Source organism: Streptomyces sp. NPDC001292 (genome assembly GCF_042896465.1).
GTDB lineage: Bacteria > Actinomycetota > Actinomycetes > Streptomycetales > Streptomycetaceae > Streptomyces.
Genome location: NZ_JBIAXG010000008.1, coordinates 148,037 through 170,949, shown reverse-complemented (window position 1 = coordinate 170,949; position 22,913 = coordinate 148,037). Strand labels below are relative to the sequence as shown.

Annotated in this window: 20 protein-coding genes and 1 pseudogene; 4 read left to right on the top strand and 17 right to left on the bottom strand. The window is 73.9% G+C overall.

The window, feature by feature from the left end:
- Window positions 1-16: 16 nt before the first annotated feature.
- From ACFY4A_RS12260 to ACFY4A_RS12235, 6 genes and pseudogenes are all read right to left on the bottom strand, one after another.
- The gene (locus ACFY4A_RS12260; protein WP_390829339.1) at window positions 17-514 is read right to left on the bottom strand and encodes a hypothetical protein; all 498 of its coding nucleotides are present in this window, start codon (window positions 512-514) and stop codon (window positions 17-19) included.
- A gap of 64 nt (window positions 515-578) precedes the next feature.
- Window positions 579-959 carry a hypothetical protein gene (locus ACFY4A_RS12255; protein ID WP_390829338.1) on the bottom strand — a complete coding sequence of 127 codons (381 nt, stop codon included), beginning with the start codon at window positions 957-959 and terminating at the stop codon, window positions 579-581.
- Entirely contained in the window at window positions 956-1,858 is a 903-nt protein-coding gene (locus ACFY4A_RS12250) for a universal stress protein (RefSeq protein WP_390829337.1), read from the bottom strand. Before ACFY4A_RS12250 ends, ACFY4A_RS12255 begins: the two co-directional genes overlap by 4 nt.
- Before the next feature lie 124 nt (window positions 1,859-1,982).
- The gene (locus ACFY4A_RS12245; RefSeq protein WP_390829336.1) at window positions 1,983-2,225 is read right to left on the bottom strand and encodes a DUF397 domain-containing protein; all 243 of its coding nucleotides are present in this window, start codon (window positions 2,223-2,225) and stop codon (window positions 1,983-1,985) included.
- A gap of 94 nt (window positions 2,226-2,319) precedes the next feature.
- Window positions 2,320-2,903 (bottom strand): annotated as a pseudogene (locus tag ACFY4A_RS12240) (GNAT family N-acetyltransferase).
- Entirely contained in the window at window positions 2,900-4,399 is a 1,500-nt protein-coding gene (locus ACFY4A_RS12235; RefSeq protein ID WP_390829335.1) for an acyl-CoA synthetase, read from the bottom strand. The pseudogene ACFY4A_RS12240 and the gene ACFY4A_RS12235 overlap by 4 nt, the downstream one beginning before the upstream one ends.
- 193 nt (window positions 4,400-4,592) lie before the next feature.
- On the opposite strand from ACFY4A_RS12235, the gene ACFY4A_RS12230 reads away from it, so the two are divergent.
- A complete protein-coding gene (locus tag ACFY4A_RS12230) occupies window positions 4,593-6,380 on the top strand; it encodes a serine hydrolase (RefSeq protein ID WP_390829334.1) in 1,788 nt (595 codons plus the stop codon).
- Between the two features lie 553 nt (window positions 6,381-6,933).
- Here the strand turns inward: ACFY4A_RS12230 and ACFY4A_RS12225 are convergent.
- Both ACFY4A_RS12225 and ACFY4A_RS12220 read right to left on the bottom strand, forming a co-directional pair.
- Window positions 6,934-8,502, bottom strand: coding sequence for a phytoene desaturase family protein (locus tag ACFY4A_RS12225; RefSeq protein ID WP_390829333.1), 1,569 nt, complete (start codon window positions 8,500-8,502; stop codon window positions 6,934-6,936).
- A 62-nt stretch (window positions 8,503-8,564) separates the two neighbouring features.
- On the bottom strand, window positions 8,565-10,811 hold the full coding sequence (locus ACFY4A_RS12220; protein WP_390829332.1) for a tetratricopeptide repeat protein: 2,247 nt from the start codon (window positions 10,809-10,811) through the stop codon (window positions 8,565-8,567).
- A 263-nt stretch (window positions 10,812-11,074) separates the two neighbouring features.
- Here ACFY4A_RS12220 and ACFY4A_RS12215 point away from each other — a divergent pair, with 263 nt between their 5' ends.
- Both ACFY4A_RS12215 and ACFY4A_RS12210 read left to right on the top strand, forming a co-directional pair.
- Window positions 11,075-11,296, top strand: a complete 222-nt coding sequence (locus ACFY4A_RS12215) for a hypothetical protein (RefSeq protein ID WP_390829331.1) — start codon at window positions 11,075-11,077, stop codon at window positions 11,294-11,296.
- A gap of 975 nt (window positions 11,297-12,271) precedes the next feature.
- A complete protein-coding gene (locus ACFY4A_RS12210) occupies window positions 12,272-13,078 on the top strand; it encodes a ribonuclease BN (RefSeq protein WP_390829330.1) in 807 nt (268 codons plus the stop codon).
- A 128-nt stretch (window positions 13,079-13,206) separates the two neighbouring features.
- On the opposite strand, the gene ACFY4A_RS12205 is transcribed toward ACFY4A_RS12210, so the two are convergent.
- Window positions 13,207-13,794, bottom strand: a complete 588-nt coding sequence (locus tag ACFY4A_RS12205) for a rhodanese-like domain-containing protein (protein WP_390829329.1) — start codon at window positions 13,792-13,794, stop codon at window positions 13,207-13,209.
- Between the two features lie 93 nt (window positions 13,795-13,887).
- Here ACFY4A_RS12205 and ACFY4A_RS12200 point away from each other — a divergent pair, with 93 nt between their 5' ends.
- Complete coding sequence (locus ACFY4A_RS12200) at window positions 13,888-14,175, top strand: metal-sensitive transcriptional regulator (RefSeq protein ID WP_390829328.1); 288 nt, start codon at window positions 13,888-13,890, stop codon at window positions 14,173-14,175.
- Window positions 14,176-14,224: 49 nt separating this feature from the next.
- Here the strand turns inward: ACFY4A_RS12200 and ACFY4A_RS12195 are convergent, their stop codons facing one another.
- From ACFY4A_RS12195 to ACFY4A_RS12160, 8 genes are all read right to left on the bottom strand, one after another.
- Window positions 14,225-14,971 carry a sulfite exporter TauE/SafE family protein gene (locus ACFY4A_RS12195; protein ID WP_390829327.1) on the bottom strand — a complete coding sequence of 249 codons (747 nt, stop codon included), beginning with the start codon at window positions 14,969-14,971 and terminating at the stop codon, window positions 14,225-14,227.
- Window positions 14,968-15,348 (bottom strand): rhodanese-like domain-containing protein, encoded by a 381-nt coding sequence (locus ACFY4A_RS12190; RefSeq protein ID WP_390829326.1) that lies wholly within the window; start codon window positions 15,346-15,348, stop codon window positions 14,968-14,970. The genes ACFY4A_RS12195 and ACFY4A_RS12190 overlap by 4 nt, the downstream gene beginning before the upstream one ends.
- Window positions 15,345-16,730, bottom strand: coding sequence for a rhodanese-like domain-containing protein (locus ACFY4A_RS12185; RefSeq protein WP_390829325.1), 1,386 nt, complete (start codon window positions 16,728-16,730; stop codon window positions 15,345-15,347). The genes ACFY4A_RS12190 and ACFY4A_RS12185 overlap by 4 nt, the downstream gene beginning before the upstream one ends.
- A gap of 123 nt (window positions 16,731-16,853) precedes the next feature.
- Complete coding sequence (locus ACFY4A_RS12180; RefSeq protein WP_390829397.1) at window positions 16,854-19,229, bottom strand: glycoside hydrolase family 65 protein; 2,376 nt, start codon at window positions 19,227-19,229, stop codon at window positions 16,854-16,856.
- A 19-nt stretch (window positions 19,230-19,248) separates the two neighbouring features.
- A complete protein-coding gene (locus tag ACFY4A_RS12175; protein ID WP_390829324.1) occupies window positions 19,249-20,124 on the bottom strand; it encodes a universal stress protein in 876 nt (291 codons plus the stop codon).
- Between the two features lie 189 nt (window positions 20,125-20,313).
- Window positions 20,314-21,036 (bottom strand): CBS domain-containing protein, encoded by a 723-nt coding sequence (locus ACFY4A_RS12170; protein WP_390829323.1) that lies wholly within the window; start codon window positions 21,034-21,036, stop codon window positions 20,314-20,316.
- Window positions 21,037-21,079: 43 nt separating this feature from the next.
- Entirely contained in the window at window positions 21,080-21,520 is a 441-nt protein-coding gene (locus tag ACFY4A_RS12165; RefSeq protein ID WP_390829322.1) for a pyridoxamine 5'-phosphate oxidase family protein, read from the bottom strand.
- 177 nt (window positions 21,521-21,697) lie between these two features.
- A complete protein-coding gene (locus tag ACFY4A_RS12160; RefSeq protein WP_390829321.1) occupies window positions 21,698-22,768 on the bottom strand; it encodes a zinc-dependent alcohol dehydrogenase family protein in 1,071 nt (356 codons plus the stop codon).
- Window positions 22,769-22,913: the final 145 nt, after the last annotated feature.

Genomic DNA, 22,913 nt, shown 5'->3' with positions numbered 1-22,913 from the left:
TTCGCGCGGCGGCCGGTCAGCCCTGGTGGAACAGCTCGGCGGGCAGCGGCTTGAGCAGGGCGTACAGGTCGTCGGTGATCGGCCGGTCCCAGGCGGCGATGGTGACCAGGACGCCGTCGCTGCGGTCGAACTGCACGCAGGAGATACGGCTCTCGGAGAGCCTCAGCCGGCGCACGATCAGGAGGTTGTCACCCTGGAGCACCGGCATGTCCTCGCTGCCGACGACGGTGACCTCCTCGTCGTTCTCCAGGGCCAGCAGCAGTTGTGCCACCTCGAAGGGCACCTCGCCCTCGGCGACCTCGCGGGCGGCCGAGCCCTCGGGCAGATTGCCGATGATCATCGCGGTGCCGCGGCCGCCGAACAGGTCGTAGCGCAGGAACACGCCCTGGCAGGTGCCGTCGGGCGCGGGCAGCAGACCGGCGCCCAGGTTGCCGGGCCAGTCGCCCGGATCCATGGCCAGGACGTCGAAGTCGGGCCCGGCGGGCGTGGCGTTGCGGCGGCGGAGGAACGACATGCCGCCATGGTACGTGCCCCGGCCTGCGGCGTGGTGTGCGGGCGGCCACTGACCGGAGGTGGAATCACCCGGTGCCGTGCACGCGGTGCCGCTCGTGGTGGCGGGCGCGCCGCGGCTGCCCGTGGGGTCCGGTCGAGAAGGCGATCAGCGGCGTGGACGAGCGGTGCGCGGGGACGGCGGCGCGCAGGTCGCGGACGGTGGCCGTCGCCGGTACGGCGTTCGAGGGGGCGGGTGCCCGGTCGCTCAGTGCGATGTTCCCGGGCCGGTCGCCGGCGGTGCCACCTCGGCCGTCGTGACGGAGGGTGTCGGGGGCGAGGCCGGGACCGAGCCGCGCGTCCCGGCCCGGCCGGTCCAGCATCGTGCGCACTCGGGAGAGCCGGTCACTGTGACCCGGCCACCAGCCGAGTACGTCGACCTGCCGTAACCCCCGAGCGACCGTCGTCACTCCTCCGGCGGCGACGGGGGGATCACCGCGATCGGGCTCGCCGCGTGCAGCAGGACGGCCTGGGTGACGGAGCCCATCATGCGGGCCGGGGCCAGCAGGCGGCGGCGATGGCGGCCGACCACGACCAGCTCCGCGTCCCGGGATGCGGCGACCAGCAGACCGGCCGCGTCGCCGGGCGCCACGTGGGGCTCGGTGAACACGTCGGGGTGGCGGGCGCGGTGCGGGCCGAGGAAGCCCTCGATCCGGGCCCGGGTCTCGCTCTCCACGGCGTCCTGGTCGACCATGAGCGTGGTGACCTCCGCCGGGGCCGCCCAGGCCGGAGGCGGCCACGGGTAGGCGGCGACCACCTGGAGGCCGGCCCCGCGCAGGGCGGCCTCCGTGAAGGCGAAGCCGAGCACGGCCTCGTCGGGGCTGTCGACGTTGACGCCGACGACCACCCGTGGCCCCGGGCCGGCCGTCGTCTCGCCGTGGACCTCGCGGCCGGGGCGGGGCACCACGACGACCGGGCACTCGGCGTCGCGGGCCGCGGCCAGGCTGCTGGAGCCGAGCAGCAGGCTGGCGAAGCCGCCGCGCCCCCGTGAGCCGAGGATCAACAGCTGGGCGGTGGAGCCGAGTTCGGGCAGCAGGGCGCCCGGAAACCCGTCCAGCCCGGCGTACTCCACCTCCGTCCCGCGGGTGCGCTCGCCGAGGTGGGCGCGTGCCTGGTCGAGCACCGGATCGCCGTCGTCCCCGGGCGGTCCGGCGACGAGGACGTCGGGCTGGGTCCAGGCCGCGTACTGCCGGACGTGGACCGCCCGCAGGGGCGCCCGGCGGCGCCGGGCGGCGTCGAGGGCCCAGTCCAGGGCGCGCAGGCTGTCGTCGGAGCCGTCGACGGCGGCGACGACCGGTGGGGTGCTCATGAGTTCCTCTCCTCCGGACGGAGACCTCCTCGCGGGCCCGGCGTCGCTCGGCCGCCGGCCCCGGCGGGGCTTTCAAGGTCCCTTGTCCCCGAACGCGAGGGGAACACCCCCGATCGGCGTCCGGTCAGGTGAGGTCGAACTCCCCCTGCCGCGCTCCTGACATGAACGCGCCCCACTCCGCGGGGGTGAAGATCAGGGAAGGGCTTTCCGGGCGGCCGCCGTTGCGCATCGCGATGAAGCCCTCGACGAAGGCGATCTGGACATCTCCCAGGCCGCCGCTGCTGGACTGCCACTGCGCGCTGCTGAGATCCAGTTCCGGCTTGTCCCATCCCGCGAGCGGGTGCTGCTGGACAGTGCTCTCGGCCACGTCCGTGCTCCTCCCCAATCGTCGTCCGCGGGTCAGCCTAGCGATCGAGTCCCGGCGTCAACAGGCCACCTGAGGGGACTTTTCACCAGGTGCGTCAAGCCCCGTGCGGGAGCCGTGTGCGGATGTGCAGGTGGCCGTCGAGCGGGTAGTCGGGCGGTGCCGCCGGCAGGAGCCCGGCCTGCCCGTACCCGCGTTTCCGCGCGACCGGCAGGAGGCGGTGTTGTCCACCTGGTGCACTGGCTCCAGCCGGTTCAGCCCCCGGTACCCGAACATGGCGAAGGCCCAGTCGGTCAGCGCCAGCAGGGCCCGGGGCGCCACTCCCCTGCCGCGCGCGCTCCGCGGTCCAGTAGCCCACCTCGGCGGACGGGGCACCGGGACGGACGCTCTTGACGACGGCGTGGCCCACCAGCCTCTCGTGCCCCTCTGGTTCCTCTAGCCCCCCGAGCCCCCGGGCCTCGAGGACGGCGAACGCGAAGCGCTCCCCGTCTCCCAGTCCCGTTGCCGCTCCCGGATCCACCGGGCCGCGCCGGTCTCGTCGTCCACGGCCGGAGCCGTCCAGCGGCGCAGGCAGTCGTCCCGGTACGCCTCGACCAGGTGGGCGGCGTCCGCCGCGACCCGGGGGCGCAGGACAAGCGCGGGGGCGCTCGGGGTGGCCTCCGCCGACGGGTACGCCGTCACAGCGCACCGAACCGGTCGCGCAGTTCCCTCTTGAGGATCTTCCCGCTGGCGTTGCGCGGCAGTTCGTCCACGAAAATCACCTTCTTGGGGGCCTTGAACGACGCCAGCTTCTCACGGACGTGCGCGATCAGGGCGGCCTCGGTGACCTCGCCGCTGGGGACGACGAACGCGGTGACGGCCTCGATCCACCGCTCGTCGGGGAGGCCGACCACGGCCGCCTCGGCGACCCGCGGGTGAGCGTACAGAACGTCCTCGACCTGGCGGGAAGCCACCAGTACGCCACCGGAGTTGATGACGTCCTTCACCCGGTCGACGACCGTGTAGTAGCCGTGCGGGTCGCGCACGGCGAGGTCGCCGGAGCGGAACCAGCCCTCGCGGAACGCCTCCGCGGTCTCCTCGGGCCTGTCCCAGTAGCCCTCGCACAACTGCGGTGAGCGGTAGACGACTTCGCCGGCTGTGCCGTCGGGCACGTCCTTGCCGTCCTCGTCGACGACGCGGGCGTCCACGAAGAGCACCGGCCGGCCGCAGGAGTCCATGCGGTCCTTGTGCTCGTCGGGCCCGAGCACCATGGCCAGCGGGCCGATCTCGCTCTGGCCGAAGCAGTTGTAGAAGGCGAGTTGCGGCAGGCGCTCCCGGAGGCGCTCCAGGACCGGCACCGGCATGACCGACGCGCCGTAGTACGCCTTGCGCAGTCCGCCGAGGTCGCGGGCGGCGAAGTCGGGGCGGTTGGCCAGCCCGATCCAGACCGTGGGCGGGGCGAACAGGCTGTCCGCGCGTCCGGCCTCGACCAGGTCGAGGATCCGGTCGCCGTCGGGCGCGTCGAGGACGATGTTCGTCGCGCCGACGGCGAGGTACGGCAGCAGGAACACGTGCATCTGCGCCGAGTGGTAGAGGGGCAGCGCGTGGACGGGGCGGTCCCCCGCGCTGAGGTCGAGCGCGGTGATCGCGCTCAGGTACTCGTGGACCAGCGCCCGGTGGGTCATCATCGCGCCCTTGGGCAGGGCGGTGGTGCCCGAGGTGTACAGCAGCTGCACGAGGTCCTCGGAGCGCGGCTCGGGGCCGTCGTACGGCGGCGTGGACGGCAGCCGGGCGAGCAGCGAGTCGCCCGCGTCGCGCAGCGGCAATGCCCTTGCGGCGGCAGGGAGCCGTCCGGCCAGGTCCGGGTCGGTGAGGACCAGGGCGCTGCCCGACTGGCCGACGATGTGGGCGAGGTCGTCGCCGGTGAGGTTCTGGTTGACGGGCACGTGCACCAGGCCCGCGCGGGCGCAGGCGAGGAAGCCGATCAGGTAGGCGTCCGAGTTGTGGCCGTAGGCGCCGACGCGGTCGCCTGGGGCGAGGCCCTGACCGAGCAGGACGTTCGCCGCGCGGGAGACGGCGTCGTCGAGTTCGGCGTAGGTCCAGGAGCGCTCGCCGTACTCGACGGCGACGCGTGCCGGGGTGCGCCGGGCGCTGCGCCGCAGAACTCCGTCGACCGTGCTGCCGTGTCCAGGCGTCATGACAGACGATCCTCGGTCCGGCGCGGCGGGAGGTCAAGAACCTCTGGGAACACCGCCCGTCCGGCCGGGTTGACGCCCCGTCAGATCTTTTGGGGTGCGCACGCACCGTTGACACAGCCCCCGCCTGACACGAAAGTTTCACCGCACACGACCATCCCCGAAAGATACTTTCAGACGGTGGGCGGGAGGCCTCATGACGACCGACGACGCGGCAGGCAGAGCAGCAGGCGGGCTGACCCGCCGCCAACTGGGCCTGAGAACAATGGCGTTGGGCGGGGCTGTCGCGCTCGCGGCGCTGCCCGCGGGCCCGGCCGCCGCCGCGCCGGCGAACGGCGACCCAACCCTGCGGTACGGATCCCCCGAGCGGGCCGGTCTGCTCGCCGCACCCCTGCGTCAACTCGTCGAAGACGCCGAGGCGTTCCTCGGTCCATCCCCCAAGCACCCCTGGTACGCGGGTGCCGTGCTGCTCGCCGGGCGCGGCGGGACCGTGGCGCTGCACGAGCCGATCGGCATGGCGGTGCGCTACTCGGCGTACGACGAGAAGACCGACACCGCGGTGGAGTTCCCGGCGGACCGGCAGATCCCGATGACCCGGGACACCGTCTTCGACCTGGCCTCGGTCTCCAAGCTGTTCACCTCGATGCTCGCGGTGCAGCAGCTCGAACGGGGCACGCTGGAACTGGAGGGCAAGGTCGCGTCCTACCTCCCGGACTTCGGGCGCGCGGGCAAGCAGGACGTCACCATCCGACAACTCCTCACCCACACCTCGGGATTCCGGGCCTGGATCCCGCTGTACAACGCGCCGACGTACGAGCGGAAACTGGAGCTCGTCTGGAACGAGGCGCCGATCAACCCGCCCGGCACCGCGTACCTGTACTCGGACCTGAACATGATCTCCATGCAACTGGTCCTGGAGGCGGTCACCGGGCAGGCGCTGGACACCCTGCTGCACGAGCGGATCACCGGGCCGCTCGGCCTCGACCGCACCCGCTACAACCCGCCCGCCTCCTGGAAGTCGCGGATCGCGGCCACCGAGGACGCCCGCAAGCCCTGGTCGGGCCTGGACCGCGGTCTGGTGTGGGGCGAAGTGCACGACGAGAACGCCTTCAGCCTCGGCGGCGTGGCGGGGCACGCGGGCGTGTTCTCGTGCGCGTGGGACCTCGCGGTCCTGGGCCGTACGCTGCTCAACGGCGGCGCGTACGGGCGCACCCGCATCCTGCGGCCCGAGTCGGTGGAGCTGATGTTCACCGACTTCAACACCGCCTTCCCCGGCCATGAGCACGGCCTCGGCTTCGAGCTCCACCAGCACTGGTACATGGGCGCGATGGCCACTCCGCGCACCGCGGGACACACCGGCTTCACCGGCACGTCGCTGGTCCTCGATCCGACCACCGACTCGTTCCTGGTCGTCCTCGGCAACTCCGTGCACCCGGTGCGCAACTGGCGCTCCGGCTCGGCTCCGCGGGTCGCCACCGCCAACGGCCTGGCACGGGCCGTGCCGGTCCGTCCGACGCGGGGCCACACGGCGTGGTTCTCCGGGATGGCGAGCACCGCGACGGCGACTCTGACCCTCCCCATGCTCGACACCTCCGCCGGCGGCGCCCGGCTGCGGTGCGGCCTGTGGTGGGACACCGAGCCCGGGTCGGACGTGCTCGTCCTGGAGTGCTCGACGGACGGGGGCGCCACCTGGCAGCCGGTGCCGTTCATCACCACGCACCGGGGCGAGGAACCGGAGCAGCACCCCACGGGCACCGCCACCGGCTACTCGGGCCGGGTCTGGCACGGGCTCACGGCCGACCTCCCGGCGGCCGGGCGGCTGATCCTGCGCTGGCGGTACACGACCGACCGCCTGTACGTGGGACGCGGCGCCTACGTCGACGCCCAGCGGGTCGAGACCGGCCGCGCCGTCCTGTTCGACGAGGCACGCCCGACGGACGCGTCCCGTGTCGAAGCGAAGGGCTGGACGGCCTCCGCGGACTGAGGTCGGCTCCCGGCCCCGGTCCTGGCGCCGCCGCTGCCGCCGGAGGAGCACCTGGTGATCGCGGGCGGCGAGGGCACGCTGAGGTGCCTGGCGGCCGCCGACGGCACACCGGTGTGGCGGCCCGGCTCGGCGCGCCTGTGGTGGCGCCGCCGGTCGGGGTGCTCGACACGGTGATCGTCGGGGACGTCGCGGGCACGGTCCACTGCCCGGGCGCGGCGACCGGCGAGCCGATCTGGCACGCGTGCCACGGGGAGCGGGAGGAGTTCTTCGCGCTGTGCTCCGACGGGGCCGCCGTGTACGCGGGCGGCTGGAGCGGCCGGCTGCACCTGCTGGACGCGGCGGACGGGGCGTCGCTGCCGAGCCTCGGCCTCGGCGGCCGGACCTGGCGACGGCCTGCTCCCCCGGTGGCCCCAGCGTTCGCCCAGCTTCGTCCGGCGGAACCCTGCACACCCTGCCCGCCGCGGCGGCGGACACCGCCGCGGTCCGGTAGCGGAGGGGCGTTCGGGGCGCGGGGCGCGGGGCCTCACCGTGCGGGGACGAGGGGCGCGCGTCCTCAGGCGCCGTGCCCCTCGAGCACCGCCATGGCGGCGTTGTGCCCGGGCACTCCGCTGACCCCGCCGCCGCGCACCGCGCCCGCCCCGCACAGCAGCACGTTGGCGTGCCGGGTCTCCACGCCCCAGCGGCCGGCGCCTTCCCAGGCGTACGGCCAGCTCAGCGCCCGGTGGAAGATGTTGCCGCCGGGCAGGCGCAGGTCCCGCTCCAGGTCCAGCGGGGTCTTCGCTTCGATGCAGGGCCGTCCGTCGGCGTCGGTGGCCAGGCAGTCGGCGAGCGGTTCGGCGAGGTGCGCGTCGAGCTGCGCGAGCGTCGACTTCAGCAGTTCCTCGCGTACGGCGTCGTTGTCCCGGGCGAAGAGCCGGGCGGGGGTGTGCAGACCGAACAGGGTCAGCGTCTGGTAGCCCTGTTCGACCAGATCGGGGCCGAGGATGGTGGGGTCGGTCAGCGAGTGGCAGTAGATCTCGGAGGGCGGCGCTGCGGGCAGCTCACCCGCGGCGGCCCGGGCGTGGGCGTCGGCGAGCTGCCGGTAGCCCTCGGCGATGTGAAACGTGCCGGCGAAGGCCTCGCGCGGGTCGACGGAGGTGTCACGGAGCCTGGGCAGCCGCTTGAGCAGCATGTTCACCTTCAGCTGAGCGCCCTCGGCGAGCTCCGGCGCCTCCTCGCCGGTCAGCGCGGCCAGGGCCTGCGGGGAGGCGTTCACCAGCACGTGCCGGGCGCCGACGGTGCCCTCGCCGTCGCGGGTGCGGTACGCGACCTCCGCGGCGCGCCCGTCGCTCACGACGCGTATCGCCTCGTGGCCGGTGGCGATGACGGCGCCGGCCCGGCGGGCCGCGGCGGCGAGGGCGTCGGTCAGGGCGCCCATGCCACCGACCGGTACGTCCCAGTCGCCGGTGCCGCCGCCGATCACGTGGTACAGGAAGCAGCGGTTCTGCGCCAGGGACGGGTCGTGGGCGTCGGCGAAGGTGCCGATGAGGGCGTCGGTGAGGACCACGCCGCGTACGAGGTCGTCGGCGAAGCGGTCCTCGACGGCGACGCCGATCGGCTCCTCGAACAGGATCCGCCAGGCCTCCTCGTCGTCGACGCGGCGGCGCAGTTCCTCACGGGTGGGCAGCGGCTCGGTGAGCGTGGGGAAGACCCTGCGGGCGAGGCGGCCGGTCATGCCGTAGAACCGCTGCCAGGCCTCCCATTCGCGGTCGGAGCCGGTGAGCCGGGCGAACGCCTCGCGGGTGCGCTCCTCACCGCCGCCCACGAGCAGACCGGTGGGCCGCCCCGCGCGCTCGACGGGCGTGTACGACGAGATCGTGCGGGTGCGCAGCCGGAAGTCCAGGCCCAGGTCCTGGACGATCTTCCGGGGCAGCAGGCTGACCAGGTAGGAGTAGCGGGACAGCCTTGCGTCCACGCCGGCGAACGGGCGGGTGGAGACGGCGGCGCCCCCGGTGTGGTCCAGCCGCTCCAGCACGAGCACCGACCGTCCGGCGCGGGCCAGGTAGGCGGCGGCGACCAGTCCGTTGTGTCCCCCGCCGACGATGACGGCGTCGTACGTCCCGTGTCCCTCGTGTGCGCTCATGGTCCTTCGTAACACGCGGTGATCCACTTCGGCCAGGGTACGGGCGGCGGAGGATCCTGGGCCTATGGCCCGTCGGCCGCTCGCTGCCCGCGCAGGCCGGCGACCCTTCGGTACAGCTCCACGGCTTCCCCGCCGCGGCCGAGTTGTTCCAGGCAGTGGGCCTCGTCGGTGCGGCTGGCGAGGGTGTCGGGGTGGCCGGCGCCCAGGACGTGCTCGCGGGCGGCGGCCACGGCGCGGTACTCGGTGAGCGCGTCGGCCCAGCGGCCGAGCCAGCCGAGGCTCACGGCGACCTCGCGGCGGCTGACGAGGGTGTCGGGGTGATCGGGGCCGAGCACGCGCCCACGGATCGCGCACACGTCGCGGGACTCGGCGAGGGCCTCCTCCCAGCGGCCGAGCCGGCCGAGGTTGACCCCGAAACCGTGGCGGGCGCGCAGGGTCTCGGGGTGCGCGGGGCCGTGCACCCGGGTGCGGTCGTCGATCAGGGCGCGGTACAGCCGGAGCGCCTCCGCGCTGCGGCCGAGCCGGCCCAGGCTGATGCCGACCTCGTAGCGGGCGGCCAGGGTGTCGGGGTGGTCGGCGCCGAGCGCCCGGGCGCGTGCCTCGGCGACTTCGCGGTAAGTCTCCAGGGCCTCCGCCCATCGCCCCAACTGACCGAGCGCGTAGGCGACTTCGAACCTGGTGAGCAGGGTGTCGGGGTGCTGCGGCCCGAGCACCCGGGCGCGGGCGGCGGCGACCTGGCCGGCCATGCGGTAGGAGTCGACCAGGCGGCCGAGCCGACTGAGGCTGAAAGCGAGGTTGTGCCGGCAGCGCAGCGTGTCGGGGTGGTCGGGGCCCATGGTGCGCTCGCGCGCGGCGAGCACCGCCGCGTACACCTGATGCGCGTCGAAGTCGCGGCCCAGGCGGCCCAGCACGTACGCCATCTCCTGGCGCACGGCGAGCGTGTCCGGGTGGTCGGCGCCGAGGGCCCTGATGCGCGCCTCGGCCACCTGCTTGTACTCGCGCAGCGCCTCGGCGGCGCGACCGGTGCGGCTGAGGCTGAAGGCGAGTTCGTATCGGCTGGCGAGGGTGTCGGGGTGGTCGGGGCCGAGGAGGCGGGTGCGCTCGCCGGCGACCGCGCGGTGCGCCTCGCCCGCCTCGGCCCAGCGGCCGAGCCGGCCCAGGCTCAGGGCCTCTTGGTGCCGGTCGGCCAGCGCCCCGACGGCCTCCGGCGGCGGGACGGGCCGCCCGCCGGGCGGCTGCCCGGTCTCCGCGGAGCCGTCGGTGGCGCTGCGCGGGGTCCACTCGCCGGTCAGGCCGGCCGCGGCGTCCGGGAGTGCCGTGCGCGGCACCGCCCCGGCCGCCTTGTGACCGGTCGTCATACCCATTGTCCAGGACGGAAGGCGGGCGTCACGACCGGCCCGCTCGGACGGGCGGAGCCGTGGGAGCGGGGCGACCACGGTGGGCGCGTACCGCGGTGCCGCCGTGCGGCCGGCGATGATACGGCGGCTCAACTCGTGGGCGTCATCGGGTCGTTGCTCGGGCAGCTTGGCCAGCAGGTCGAGGATGATCCGCTCGAGGTACTCGGGGAGTCCGGCACGGTGGCGGCGCGGCGGCTCGGGCGGTGTGTCGCGGTGGCCGACGAGGATCCCCCAGGCGTCGTCGAAGTCGAACGGCGGGGCCCCGGTGGCGAGTTCGTACAGCACGCAGCCCAGCGAGTACAGGTCGCTGCGCTGGTCGACGTCGGTTCCGCCGATCTGTTCGGGCGACATGTAGTGCGGGGTGCCCATGGCGACGCCGGTGCCGGTCAGCCGGGCGGTGAAGCCGATGTCGTGGCCGAGCCGGGCGATGCCGAAGTCGCAGATCTTCACCGTGCCGTCGGTCAGGCGCATGATGTTCGCCGGTTTCAGGTCACGGTGCACGACGCCCTGTTGGTGGGTGTAGGCGAGGGCGGCGGCGACCTGTTCGGCGATCTCGACGATGTCGGGCACGGCCAGGGGCCGGTGGTCGTTGTCCTCCAGCAGTTGTCCGAGGTCGCGGCCGTCGAGCATCTCCATCACGAGGTAGAGCACGCCGTCGGACTCGCCGAAGTCGTGGACCACGGTCACCCCGCGGTGCTGGAGAGCGGCGGCCACCCGGGCCTCGCGCCGGAAGCGCTCGCGCAGCACGCGGGTGAAGGACGGGTCGTGGTGCGGGCCGAGCGGCTTGAGGCACTTCACGGCGACATGGCGGCCCAGCGACTCGTCCCGCGCCCGCCAGACCTCCCCCATGCCGCCCCGGCCGATGGTGTCGAGCAGCCGGTAACGGCCCTGGATCAGCATGGTGTCCGACATCTCGCGCCGCCGCCCCCGTCGCCGTGTACCCCGCCTCTCCGGGCCGTGGCCCGCCGTGCGGGCCACCCCCTGACCCCATCCCGGCGCCGGCCAGATCCGCGGGGAGGCCCCCGTCCAGTATGGCGAGCCGCCGCCCGGCTTTGTACGGTGCGGAACGGACTCAGGGAACCGGGGCCGGTCCGTCCACCAGCCCTGATGCAGGCGCCCGGAGTGGCGACAAAAATGAGCAAAGTACCTGATCTCCAAGCGAAAGGGAGCCAGTTATGCGACGTCGACTCACACGCGCACTGGCCACCGGCCTCGCTGCGGGCGTCATGGCGGGCGGCGCGGCCACGGTCTCCGTGGGCATCGCATCGGCAGCGCCCGCCAAGAGCACCACCTCGTACTCGACCGCGCGCCACTGCCACAAGGTCAAGGGACACTTCGAGACCCGCCACGGCAAGAGGGTCTGGGTCTCGGAGCACATGGTCTGTACCAGGATGTGACCGCTGAGGCTCAGCCTCATCACCGGCAAAGGCGGCCCTTCTCGTCCGCGGGCGAGGGGGGCCTGGGCATGTGTCCGGCGGGGCGAAAGGGGCGGCCGTGCTCCTGGTGTGCCTGGTCACGGCGGCGGCGCGACGATGGGAGTGCCGGTGTGGCGAGGGGCCCGACGCGGCCCGGCCTGATCCCGTCGCTGCGCGGTGGCGGGAGGTGCGGCGGGCCACCGGGAGGTGGTGGTCTCGTTGCACGGTCGAAGCCGCGACCCGGAGCACTGGACCGTGATGTGGTCCCACCCGCGGCGCATCGCCGGGGGGTGATGCCGTTGCCCGTCGTGTTGCTGGTGGTGGACAAGGCCATGAGGTCCGGCATCGGGCTGGCTCCCCTGACGGTGGGTGCGCCCGCTCCGGCGGCGGTGTTCTGCTCACCGTCCGGCGTGCTGGCCGTCACCACGGTGACCGTCGTCTGCGTGGTGTTCTCGGCGAAGGTGCATCTGCTGGTGGGCCGGACGAACCTCTACGTCCGGTTCACAACGTTGGTGCTGATCGGCCCGGCTGCCGTGGGGGCCAGTTGGACACGCGGGCGGATCAGGGCGGATCAGGGAGCGGGGCCTGGTGCCGGAGGCATCTCCCACGCCCTTCAGGCAGTGGAGGAGGATCGCGAGGCGGAGGAGGGCGGCAGGGCGGAGCCCCGCCGACCGACGACAACGCGGCTGGGGGTACCGCCTGCTCGAAGAGATTGGGGGAGCGGCACCAGGGCCCGCGAGCCCGGCATGATCCGAACGAGTGGCCCCGGGTGTGCTGTCGCATTCCCGCCTGCCCGGGTGCGGCCCGGCGGGCGGGTCGCGATGATGGGTATGCGCGGGCCGTACGCCGGTCACCCGGGACTCGGAGAGGAGGCGCCGTCGCCATGTCACGTCCCACCCCGTCCCCTCCGGCGTCGAGCGGCACCGGTCGCGGAGACGGGCGCTCACGGCGGCCGAGTTGAGCGAGCGGGAGTCCTCCGACCGCCCGACGACACACCTGGGGTGGGCCGCTGAGCTCTACCGGCGCGGGAAGCGGCTGGAACTCATGCACCGGGCGATGGGTTTCGCCACGCTCTCCCTGGTCACCCTGGCCCCGTTGCTGATCGTGGTGGCCGCGCTCGATCCGCTGCACCACGGAGGGTTCGCGTTGTGGCTGGTGGACGGCATGGACCTGTCCGGCCGGTCCGCCGACGTGCTTTCGGAGGTCTTCAGCCCGGCGCGCAAGGTGGCCGGCAGCACCAGCGTGTGGGGTCTGGTGCTGCTGGCGGTGTTCGGCGTGTCCTTCGCGTCGAGCGTGCAGAACGGCTACGAGCGGGTGTGGCGGCTGCCCGCCGGGCCGTGGCACCGGATCTGGCGGCAGGCCGTCTGGCTGATCGCGCTCATGGTGTACCTGTACGTGCAGGTGCTCACCCGCACGGTGCTCGACGGGACCTACCGCATGCTGCTGAGCGTGGGCATCGGCGTGCTGTTCTTCTGGTGGGGCCCGCACTTCCTGCTCGGCCACCAGGTGCGCTGGCGGCTCCTCCTCCCCGGTGCCGTCGCCACCATGGTGGGCCTGGTGGGCCTGCGGGCCTTCTCGTTCCTGGTGTTCACCCCGCTGATCGTGACCAACGCGGTCAGCTACGGCGCCATCGGCACCATCCTGGTGGTGGAGTCCTGGCTGGTCGGCGCGGGGTTCGTCGTCTACGGCGGTGCGCTGGTCGGCCATCTGTTCTGCGACCGCATGGGGCACCTGCTGGAACACGAGGAGGGCCCCGACGAGTGAGTCCGCGCCGCACGGGACGGGAGGCGGGGGCTCGTCCGACGAGCAGCAGGGCGGCGCGGCCGAACGCGCCGGCCCGGTGGGAGCCGGAGCGGCCGGTCGCGGCGAACTGACCGGCCGGCCGCCCGGTCTCACCGGCTCCGCAGCGTCTCGAGCGTCGCGTCGAGCCGGGCCGCGCGCGGCCGGTTGTGGGGGAGCTTCGCGAGCAGGACGGCCATGCCGCAGGTGTCGGTGAGCGCGGAGAAGACCAGTCCGCCCGCCACGCCCGCCGACAGGATCAGGAAGGCCGGGTGGACGAGCAGCCCGAGCACCAGGCCGAGCAGCACCAACGAACCGGCCGTGAGACGTACCTGACGTTCCATGCTCCAGCCCGCCGAGGTCTCGCAGGCGGTCGGCCGGTGCAGCTCGTGACCCGCCGCCGCCCAGGCCCCGGTGCCGCCGGCGAGGGTGGCGGCACCGACACCGTGCCGGGCCAGGTAGACGCAGGCCTTGGCCGAGCGCGCGCCCGAGGCGCAGACGACGAGGATCTCGCCGCGCCCCGCCGCGTGCCGGATCTCGGGCAGTGCCTGCCGGACGCGGTCCAGCGGGATGTTGAGAGCGCCGGGGAGGTGTCCCGAGGCATACTCGCCAGGCGTGCGCACGTCGATGACGGTCAGCTCGTCGAGGCGGGAGCGCGCCTGCTCGACGGCCAGGGAAACGGGGGTGGAGGGAACGGTCACGGCAGAACGGGTCCTTTCCGGTCGGTGGGGTGGTCGACGTCGTCGAGAAGACGGACGTACAGTACCCCCAGGGGTATTTTGCAAGGAGTGATCGTGGAACTGGAGCTGGAGGGCACGGACCTCAAGGCCGTGCTGAACCGGTTGCGCCGGGCGCAGGGCCAGATCTCCGGGGTGATCCGGATGATCGAGGAGGGCCGGGACTGCGAGGAGGTCGTGACGCAGCTCGCCGCCGCCTCCCGGGCCCTGGACCGCGCCGGTTTCGCCATCATCGCCACCGGCCTGCAGAAGTGCGTGGCCGACATCGAGGCGGGCCGGACGGACGGCCAGGACCCCGCGCAGATGCGTGCCCGGATGGAGAAGCTGTTCCTGTCGCTGGCGTGAGGGCGGGCCGCCCACGGCGCGGTACGGGAGGGCAGCCGGTCGGCGCGCATCAGGCGACCACGTCGGTGAGCATGAACGCCGCGACCGCCAGCAGCACCACGGCGAAGATCCGCTGCAGCGCCGGCCCGGACACCTTCGCGGCCAGCCGTCTGCCGTCCCACGCGGCGAGGACCGCGGCACCGGCGAACGGCGCGATCACCACCCAGTCCAGCCCGTCGGCCGTCCCGGCCCGCATCGCCAGCGCGGCCAGCGAGTTGACGGTGATGACCAGCAGGCTGGTGCCCACGGCCGCGCGCATGCGCAGGGAGAGCACGCCCACCAGGGCGGGGACGGCGAGGAAGCCGCCGCCGACGCCGAGCACGCCGGTGACCGCGCCGAGTCCGGCGCCGGCGGCCGCCGCCCGTCCGGGCCGTACCGGACGGTCCGCCTCGGGGACCGGGCGCGGGCGCAGCATCCGGGCCGCGGCGACCGCGGCGACCAACGCGAAGGCGGCGGTCAGCACGGCGTCCGGGAGCCGTCCGGCGACCGCGCCGCCCAGCACGGCCGGGCCGACGCCCGCGGCGGCGAACAGCAGGCCGGTACGCCAGTGCACGTGGCCGTCGCGGGCGTGTGCGACGAGCGCGGTGGCCGAGGTGACGGTGACGATGACCAGGCTCGCGGTGGTGGCCGCGACCGGGGTGAAGCCGAGCAGGTAGATCAGGGCGGGGACGGCCAGTACGCTGCCGCCGCCCCCGAGCGCACCCAGTGCCAGGCCGATGACGGCCCCGGCGGCCAGGGCGAGGAGCAGAGCACTCACGCGATCGTGCCGTCCTCGCCCCGCTGGTCCACCACGGGAAGTCCGGCCCCTATCCAGTCCCGCATCCCGCCGATCACGTCGACGGCGTCGACGCCTCGGGCGGTCAGCAGTTCGGCGGCCTGCTGGGAGCGGTTGCCGGAGCGGCAGACGACGACCAGGAGCCGCCCGCGCGCCTCGGGTGGCACGTCCGCACCCGAGGCGAGGGCGCTCAGGGGCAGGTGCAGCGCGCCGGGAGCGTGTCCCGCGCGCCATTCCCGCGCTTCCCTCACGTCCACGAGCACGGCGCCGCCGGGCGTGCCGCCGGCCGGGGCGCGGCCCGTGCGTTCGGCGGCCTCGCGGGCGGTGATACGGGCGGGACCGCGGCGGACCGGGCTCATCGGCACTGTTCCTCCCGTTCGGTCCGTACCGTGAGTCCGGCCTTCTCCGCGGACTCGAACCCGTCGTCCACCGCGACCACGTCACGGCCCGCCGCGTCGAGCAGGGAGGCGGCCACGGCGGCGCGCATGCCGCCCGCGCAGTGCACCCACACCTGGCCGTCGGGGACCTCGCCGGTCCGCCGGTGGAGCTGGTGGACCGGGATGTGCACCGAGCCCTCGACGAAGCTTCCGGCCCGTTCGGAGTCGCGCCGCACGTCCAGTACGACGACGCCCTCCCCCGGGTGCCGCTCGGCGAGGTCCGCGAAGGTGGCCCGTGGGAAGGATGCGGGCACCTCGCCCGGACGGAGCCAGTCGGACGGCCCGCCGGTGGCCGCGGCGGCCGGGCGGTCGATGCCGACCCTGGCCAGCTCGCGCTGCGCGTCGGCCAGTTGCGCGGCCGTCTCGGCGAGCAGCGTCACCGGCTTGCCCCAGGGCACCAGCCAGGCCAGGTAGGTGGCGAGCTTGCCCTCGGCCTCGAAGTTGAACGATCCCGCGACGTGCCCTTCGGCGAAGGCAACCCGGTTGCGCAGGTCGACCACCCACTCCCCCGCGGCAAGCCGCGCGGCTATCTCCTCGGGGTCGGCCATGGCGGGCGGGGTCAGGTCGACCGGCGCGGGTCCGGCGGCGTTGGCCGGTCCCATGTGCGTGTAGTACGCGGGGATGTCGTCCAGGCCCGCGAGCAGGTCGGCGACGAAGGTGTCGACGTCGCGGGTGAGCGCGTCGTTGACCACGCGCTCCCGGCCGATGGTCGTGCTGCCGCCCTCCGTCTGACCGGAGGAGCAGAAGCTGCCGAAGCCATGGGTGGGCAGCACCGCGGTGGCGTCGGGCAGTGCGGCGGCGAGCCGCTGGGCGGAGGCGTGCTGGGCGCGGGCCAGGCCCTCGGTCAGCCGCGGTTCCACCAGGTCGGGGCGGCCGACGGTGCCGATCAGCAGCGAGCCGCCGGTGAACACGGCGAGGGCGGTGCCGGCCTCCCGGAGGACGTACGAGGTGTGGTGCGGGGTGTGTCCCGGGGTGGCCATGGCGTGCAGGGCAAGCCGGGCGTCGCCGTCGACGGTCACGGTGTCGCCGTCGCGTACGGGGGTGTGCGCGAAGCGGACGCGGGCGCCTTCCGGGACGAGGTAGCCGGCTCCGGTCAGCCGGGCGAGTTCCAGGCCGCCGGAGACGTAGTCGTTGTGGACGTGCGTCTCGACGACGTAGGCGATGCGCACCCCGCGCCGGGCCGCCGCCGCCAGCACCCGGTCGACGTCCCTGGGCGGGTCGACCGCGACGGCCGTGCGCTCGCCTCCGGCCAGGTAGCTGCGGTTGCCGAGTCCTGGCAGTTCGATGGTCTCGACGAAGAACACAGGACGCTCCCTCCTAGCGAAGAATTACCCCCAGGGGTATCTCTGCAGACACTAACACAAGTACCCCCCGGGGTATTTCCAACCTCTGCGGCGGCGGTGCGGGACCGGTCCGGGGAACGTGGCTCAGTCGGGCAGCAGCAGGGTGCACGTCTCGCCCGGCTGGACGCTGACGGCGCGGTCGGCCAGGCGCACGTCGATCGGCGGGCCGTCGGACTCGGGCACGGCGATCCGGATCCGGCCGTGCTCCAGCCGCAGCCCTACGCCCCAGTGCCCCCGGTAGCGGATCGAGACGCCGTAGGAGGACAGCTCCGGCAGCGGGGCGGGGTCGAGCCACAGCGCGCCCTCACGGGTCTCCAGACCGGTCAGTCCGCGCTGCACGAGGTCGAGGGTGCCGCCCATGGCGCCGAGGTGGACGCCCTCTCCGGTGGTGCCGCCCTGAACGTCGGCGATGTCGCTGCGCAGCGCCTCCTGGACGAAGGCCCACGCCTCGGCACGGCGGGCGCGGGCCAGGACCCAGCCGTGCACCAGACCGCTGAGGGTGGAGCCGTGGCAGGTGCGGTCCAGGTAGTAGTCGACGGTGCGCCGCCACCGGTCCTCGTCGAAACGGTGGCCCAGGCGGCCGAGGAGCGCGCACAGCTCGGCCGGGGAGAAGAGGTAGCCGAGCATGAGCACGTCGGCCTGCTTGGACGCCTTGTAGCGGTTGACGCTGTCGCCCTCGGCCTCCAGGATCCGGTCCAGGCGGCGGATGTCGCCGTAGCGTTCGCGGTATCCGGCCCAGTCGAACTCGGCCAGGCCGCCGTACCCCTCGAACTGGCTGACGACTTCGTCGTGGAAGGGCACGTGCAGCGTGCGGGAGACGTGCTCCCACCGGTCGAGCTCGGCGCGGTCCACGCCGGTGCGCTCGACGAGTTCACGGCGGCGCGGCTCGGGCAGGAGGCGCAGCGCCATGAGCGCGCGGTCGAGCACCCAGGCGGCCGTGACGTTGGTGTAGGCGTTGTCGTCGAGACCGGGCCGCTCGGCGTCCGGGTAGGCGTCGTGGTACTCGTCGGGGCCCATCACGCCGAGGATGCGGTGGCGTCCCAGCTGTTCGTCCCAGGTGGCCGAGTCTGCCCAGAAACGGGCGATCTGGAGCAGCGTCTCGGCGCCCTTGGTGTGCAGGAACTCCGCGTCGCCGCTCGCCTCGCAGTACCGCCACACGTTGTAGGCGACCGCCGAGCCGACATGGCGCTGGAGGTGCGAGTGGTCCGGCAGCCAGCGGCCCGAACGGGGGTTCAGGTGCAGCCACTGGCTCTCCTCCCGGCCGTCGCTGCCGCTCTGCCACGGGAACATCGCGCCGCGCAGGCCGATCGCGCGCGCCGCCGAGCAGGCCCGCTCCAGGCGCCGGTGCCGGTAGTGCAGCAGGGCACGGGAGACCTCGGGGAAGTGCAGGTTCAGATACGGCAGGACGAACAACTCGTCCCAGAAGACGTGGCCGCGGTAGGCCTCGCCGTGCAGGCCGCGGGCCGGTACGCCGACGTCCAGGTCGGCGGTGTGCGGGGAGAGGGCCTGGAGCACATGGAAGAGGTGCAGGCGCAGGATGCGTCCCGGCTCCCCGGGGACGTCGATGGCGGCCCGGCGCCACAGCCGCCCCCAGGCCGTCCGATGGCTCTCCAGCAGCTCGGCGAAGCCGGGCGCCGTGCCCACCCGGTCGATCGCCGCGTCCAGCGGGTCGCTGATCGCCAGGTCGCGGGACGTGTGCAGGGCGGCGGTCTTGTCCAGGGTGGCGGTACGGCCGGGCGTCAGTCCCAGGCGCACCCGCTGGATCGCGCGCGGGTGCTCGTGCCGGGTGCCGACCGGTCCGGCCGCCTGGTCGCCGGTCAGGCGGACGGCCAGGCCGATCCGGACGTCGGACGTCCGGGTCCGGCAGCGCAGCCACACCGTGTCCGGGGCCGCGCTGCCGGTGTGCACCTGCGTGAGGTGGCGGCCGTCCAGGTCCTGGTAGCGGCGTACTCCGGCGTTCGTCACGCCGCCGTCGATCGCCGCCTCGACCTCCAGGTCCGCCGGGCCGCCCTCGGCGGTGAACTCGGTGCGCAGGGCTGCCAGATGCGGGTCGGCCATGTGCACGATCCGCTGCTGGCGCACGGTCAGCGTCCGCCCGTCGCCGAGCCCGTACCGGGTGCGGCGCTCCAGCACGCCCGGGTCCAGGTGCAGGACCTGGTGGTGCTCGAGGACCGGCGCCGTGTCCGGGGTGAGCCAGGCTCCGCCCGCGAGGCGGAAGCGCAGCGGCAGCCAGTTGGGTAGGTTGACCAGGTCCTCGTTCTCGACCTGGCGGCCGGCCACGTGGGAGACGAGCCGGTTGTAGCAGCCGGCCAGGTAGGTGCCCGGGTAGTGCACCTCGTCCGCGGCGCACTCCGGCAGGGCTCCGCGCGTGGCGAAGCGACCGTTGCCCAGGGTGCACAGGGCCTCCCTCAGCCGCTCCTGAGCGGGGTCGTAGCCGTCGTACGCCCAGGTCCGCGCCATCGTCGCCGGCACCGCCGGATCACACCCGCTGCGGTACGACGGCCACTGGGCAGTGCGCGTGGTGCAGGAGGGTGTGGGCCGTCCGGCCCAGCTGGAGACCGAAGTGGCCCTCCCTGCGCCGTACCCCGACGATCACCAGGTCGGCGGCGGCCGAGCGGTCCACGAGCACCCGGTGCGCCGGACCCTCGACCGTCGCGGGGCGCACCCGCACCGCCGGGTGCTCGGCCGCGGGTTCGCTCAGCAGCTCCTCCAGCACGGCGGCGGCCCGCTCCTCGTGCCGCCGGGCCGGCTCGTCGGCGAGCTCCGGGATGCCGGCGCTCTCGTGCACGGGGCGCCGCCAGGTGCGTACGACGTCGAGGACGCAGCCGCGCGCCTCGGCCTCCCGGAACGCGAACCGCACAGCCTCGTGACCGGTGTCGGAGTCACCGGCGGCGAGCAGGATCCGCTCGTGGGTGCCGGCCAGGCCCGCCCGGTCGCCGCGGACCACGACCACCGGGCAGTGCGCCCGGGCCGCCACGGCAAGACCGACCGAACCCAGCAGCAGCCCCTTCAGCTGACCCCGGCCGCGAGAGCCGGTGACCAGCAGGTGGGCATTGGCGCCTTCGCCCAGCAGGGCCGAGACCGCGTCCTGTGGAAGGACGTCGGTGGACACCTTCACCTCCGGGTCGCGCCGCTGGGCCCGCTCCGCGGCGGAGGCGACGATGTGCTCCGCCATCACCTGCTCCGTGGGGCGCCCCACAGTCCCGGACGGCACCGCGCCCTCGTAGCGCTCCCACAAGGACGCGTACACCAGTCGCAGCGGCAGACCGAACCGGACGGCCTCACCCACCGCCCAGTCCACCGCCGTCAGGCTCGGGTCCGACCCGTCGACACCCACCACCACGGGCAGTTCCATCGACCCCACCGCCTTCCGCCGGGGCTGCCGCCTCCTGCGGCAGCGCATCCCACCTTCACCGTCGCATCAGGCACGGCACGGCGCGAGAGCGCTTCGGTCCTTCCGGGGGCCGTTCGGGGGACCGTTCGGCCCGTCCCACCGCACCGTCTCCCGGTTCTCCCCGGCTCAGCGCGCCCGGTGCACGCGCCGTCAGGTCTCGGGTCCGGACCCCGTGGCCCGCGACGACGGCTGTTCCTCGGCCAGATCGGGTTCCAGGAGGGGGCGGCGGCGTGGTCCCGTGAGGTCGCACCGCACGTCCACCACGCCCTCGACGGTGCGCGCCAGGCGGATGACGAGCGGTATCAGGGAGGCGTCCGGGACCCGGCCGGTGAGGGTGACCACTCCCTCGCGCACCGCCACGCCCACCGAGTCCGTCAGGAACCCGGCTGCGACGACCAGACGGCGGACCTCCCCGGCGATGTCCTCGTCGCCACGGAGGAACACCTTGAGCAGGTCGGAACGGCTGACGATGCCGATGAGCACACCGTCGTCGCCGACGACGGGCAGGCGCTTGACGCCGTGCCGGGCCATGATGCGGGCGGCCCGGCCCAGGGTGGCGGCGGGCTGGACGGTGACGGCCGGGGTATTCATCAGCTCCTCGGCGGTCACCGCCCGGGCCTTGGCCGAGCGCGAGCCGGCCGCGGGCCGCGGCCCGCGCGGCAGCTCCGGTTCGTTGTCGCGCAGCTCCTCCTTGCGCAGCAGGTCGGCCTCGGAGACGACGCCGAGCACCCGGCCCCGGCCGTCCAGCACGGGCATCGCGCTGACGCCCCATTGCTCCATGGTCCGCACGATCTCCTTGAACATCGCTCCACCGGCCAGGGCGACGACGGTCGTGGTCATCACGTCGCCGACGGTGTACTGGGAACCCTGCATGGCGTCCTCCGGCGGGCTCGAAGAAGAGGGGCGGGCTCGAAGATCAGACGAAGGGGTCGAGGCCGTACACGCTGAGTCCGCCGACGAGTTCCCGGCCCGTGACCAGTTCCGGTTCGATGCGGACGAAGACCACCTGCGGCGAGGGCACCCAGGAACGCGGGCCGCCGTGGACCAGGCGCCGGTGCTCGGCGGGGTCGGTCACCACCGAGGCGGGGCCGGTGACCACGACGCTCCAGCCGGAGTGCGCGACCGTGTCCACCTCGTCGGCCTCGAAGGCGACCACCGCGCCGTCGATCGCGCGGACCAGCTCGGAGGTGGCCGAGGTGCACAGCAGCACCGCGCCGTCGCCGTCCAGGGCGAAGTTGACCGGGAGCACCGCGGGCAGGGCGTGCCGCGTATGGACGATACGGCCCACCGGCGCCTTGGCCAGCAGCCGCAGGCACTCCTGCCGCCCGAGCTCGCGGAACCCGTCGTTGCGATACATCAGTCATCCGTCTTTCCACCTGGCGGAGCGCGTGCGGCCGTTCCGCGCCACGTCTCCTGCGTGTCTGCTGCACCTCTCGCGTGTCCCCCGTCCTGGGCCCAGGGGCCGGGCGGCCCTGGGGCGGCCCCGGGGCGGCTCCGGGGCCGGGCACGAGGGTCGCGCCCGTCGTCGGGCCCGTCAGGCCGCGGGCACCGGGACGACCTCGCGCCGTGGACCACCGAGCACGACCTTCAGCGCCCCTGTCTCGGGGGCGTGGGCGAAGACGTCGTAGGCCTCTTCCATGCGGTCCAGCGGGAACGTGTGGGTGACCAGCTGGGAGGTGGGCAGCCGGCCGGCCGCCGCCATCCGCAGCAGTGTCGGCGTGGAGTGGGTGTCGACCAGTCCCGTGGTGATGGTCACGTTCTTGATCCACAGGTCTTCCAGGTGCAGGGTGGCGGGTTTGCCGTGCACTCCGACATTGGCTAGGTGGCCTCCGGGCCGCACCATGCGCGTGCACAGCTCGAAGGTCTCCGGTACGCCCACCGCCTCGACGACCACGTCCGCGCCGAGCCCTCCGGTGAGGTCCTCGACCAACTGCTCGGGGGCCTCGCGCGCGTCGGCCACGGCCTCGGCGCCGAGCTTGCGGGCGGCCTCCAGGCGGGCGGCGGCCAGGTCCACGACGATGACGCGCTCGGGCGCGAACAGCCGGGCGGTGGCGATCGCCGCGAGTCCGATGGGCCCGGCGCCGACCACGACGACGGTGTCCCCGGGCCGTACCCGCCCGTTGAGCACGCCGACCTCGTAGGCGGTCGGGAAGATGTCGGCCAGCAGCACGGCGTCAGCGTCGGTCACCGCGGCGGGCAGCGGATGCACGGAGAGGTCGGCGAAGGGCACCCGGACGAACTCGGCCTGGGTGCCGTCGATCAGGTGGCCGAGGATCCAGCCCCCGCCGCCGCGGCACTGGCCGTACATGGCCTCGCGGCAGAAGCGGCACCGGCCGCAGGCGGTGATGCAGGAGACGAGGACCCGGTCGCCGGGCTGTACGGTACGTACCTCGGCGCCGACCTCGACTATCTCGCCGACGGCCTCGTGCCCGAGCACCGTGCCGGGGCGGACCTCGGGCACGTCGCCCTTGAGGATGTGCAGGTCGGTTCCGCAGATGGTCACGGCGTCGACGCGCACGACGGCGTCGGTGGCCTCCTCGAGGTCCGGGTCGGGAACCTCCTCCCAGGCGGACTGCCCGGGGCCGTGGAAGACGTAGCCTTTCATGCCGAACCTCACCCTCTTCGTTCCGGGACGGACGGACTTCGCGGGCACATGGCCTTCGCGGACACATGGCCTTCGCGGACGGACGGCCTTCGCGGACACATGGCCTTCCCGGTCGGACGGCCGCGACCTCGTGGTCCTCGGCCGG

What these genes read in the sequence shown, in the direction of transcription:
- ACFY4A_RS12260 (WP_390829339.1), bottom strand. Translation starts at nt 514, where the DNA reads ATGTCGTTCCTCCGCCGCCGCAACGCCACGCCCGCCGGGCCCGACTTC.
- ACFY4A_RS12250 (WP_390829337.1), bottom strand. Translation starts at nt 1,858, where the DNA reads ATGAGCACCCCACCGGTCGTCGCCGCCGTCGACGGCTCCGACGACAGC.
- ACFY4A_RS12235 (WP_390829335.1), bottom strand. Translation starts at nt 4,399, where the DNA reads ATGACGCCTGGACACGGCAGCACGGTCGACGGAGTTCTGCGGCGCAGC.
- ACFY4A_RS12230 (WP_390829334.1), top strand. Translation starts at nt 4,593, where the DNA reads ATGACGACCGACGACGCGGCAGGCAGAGCAGCAGGCGGGCTGACCCGC.
- ACFY4A_RS12225 (WP_390829333.1), bottom strand. Translation starts at nt 8,502, where the DNA reads ATGAGCGCACACGAGGGACACGGGACGTACGACGCCGTCATCGTCGGC.
- ACFY4A_RS12220 (WP_390829332.1), bottom strand. Translation starts at nt 10,811, where the DNA reads ATGTCGGACACCATGCTGATCCAGGGCCGTTACCGGCTGCTCGACACC.
- ACFY4A_RS12215 (WP_390829331.1), top strand. Translation starts at nt 11,075, where the DNA reads ATGCGACGTCGACTCACACGCGCACTGGCCACCGGCCTCGCTGCGGGC.
- ACFY4A_RS12190 (WP_390829326.1), bottom strand. Translation starts at nt 15,348, where the DNA reads ATGAGCCCGGTCCGCCGCGGTCCCGCCCGTATCACCGCCCGCGAGGCC.
- ACFY4A_RS12180 (WP_390829397.1), bottom strand. Translation starts at nt 19,229, where the DNA reads ATGGCGCGGACCTGGGCGTACGACGGCTACGACCCCGCTCAGGAGCGG.
- ACFY4A_RS12175 (WP_390829324.1), bottom strand. Translation starts at nt 20,124, where the DNA reads ATGGAACTGCCCGTGGTGGTGGGTGTCGACGGGTCGGACCCGAGCCTG.
- ACFY4A_RS12170 (WP_390829323.1), bottom strand. Translation starts at nt 21,036, where the DNA reads ATGCAGGGTTCCCAGTACACCGTCGGCGACGTGATGACCACGACCGTC.
- ACFY4A_RS12165 (WP_390829322.1), bottom strand. Translation starts at nt 21,520, where the DNA reads ATGTATCGCAACGACGGGTTCCGCGAGCTCGGGCGGCAGGAGTGCCTG.
- ACFY4A_RS12160 (WP_390829321.1), bottom strand. Translation starts at nt 22,768, where the DNA reads ATGAAAGGCTACGTCTTCCACGGCCCCGGGCAGTCCGCCTGGGAGGAG.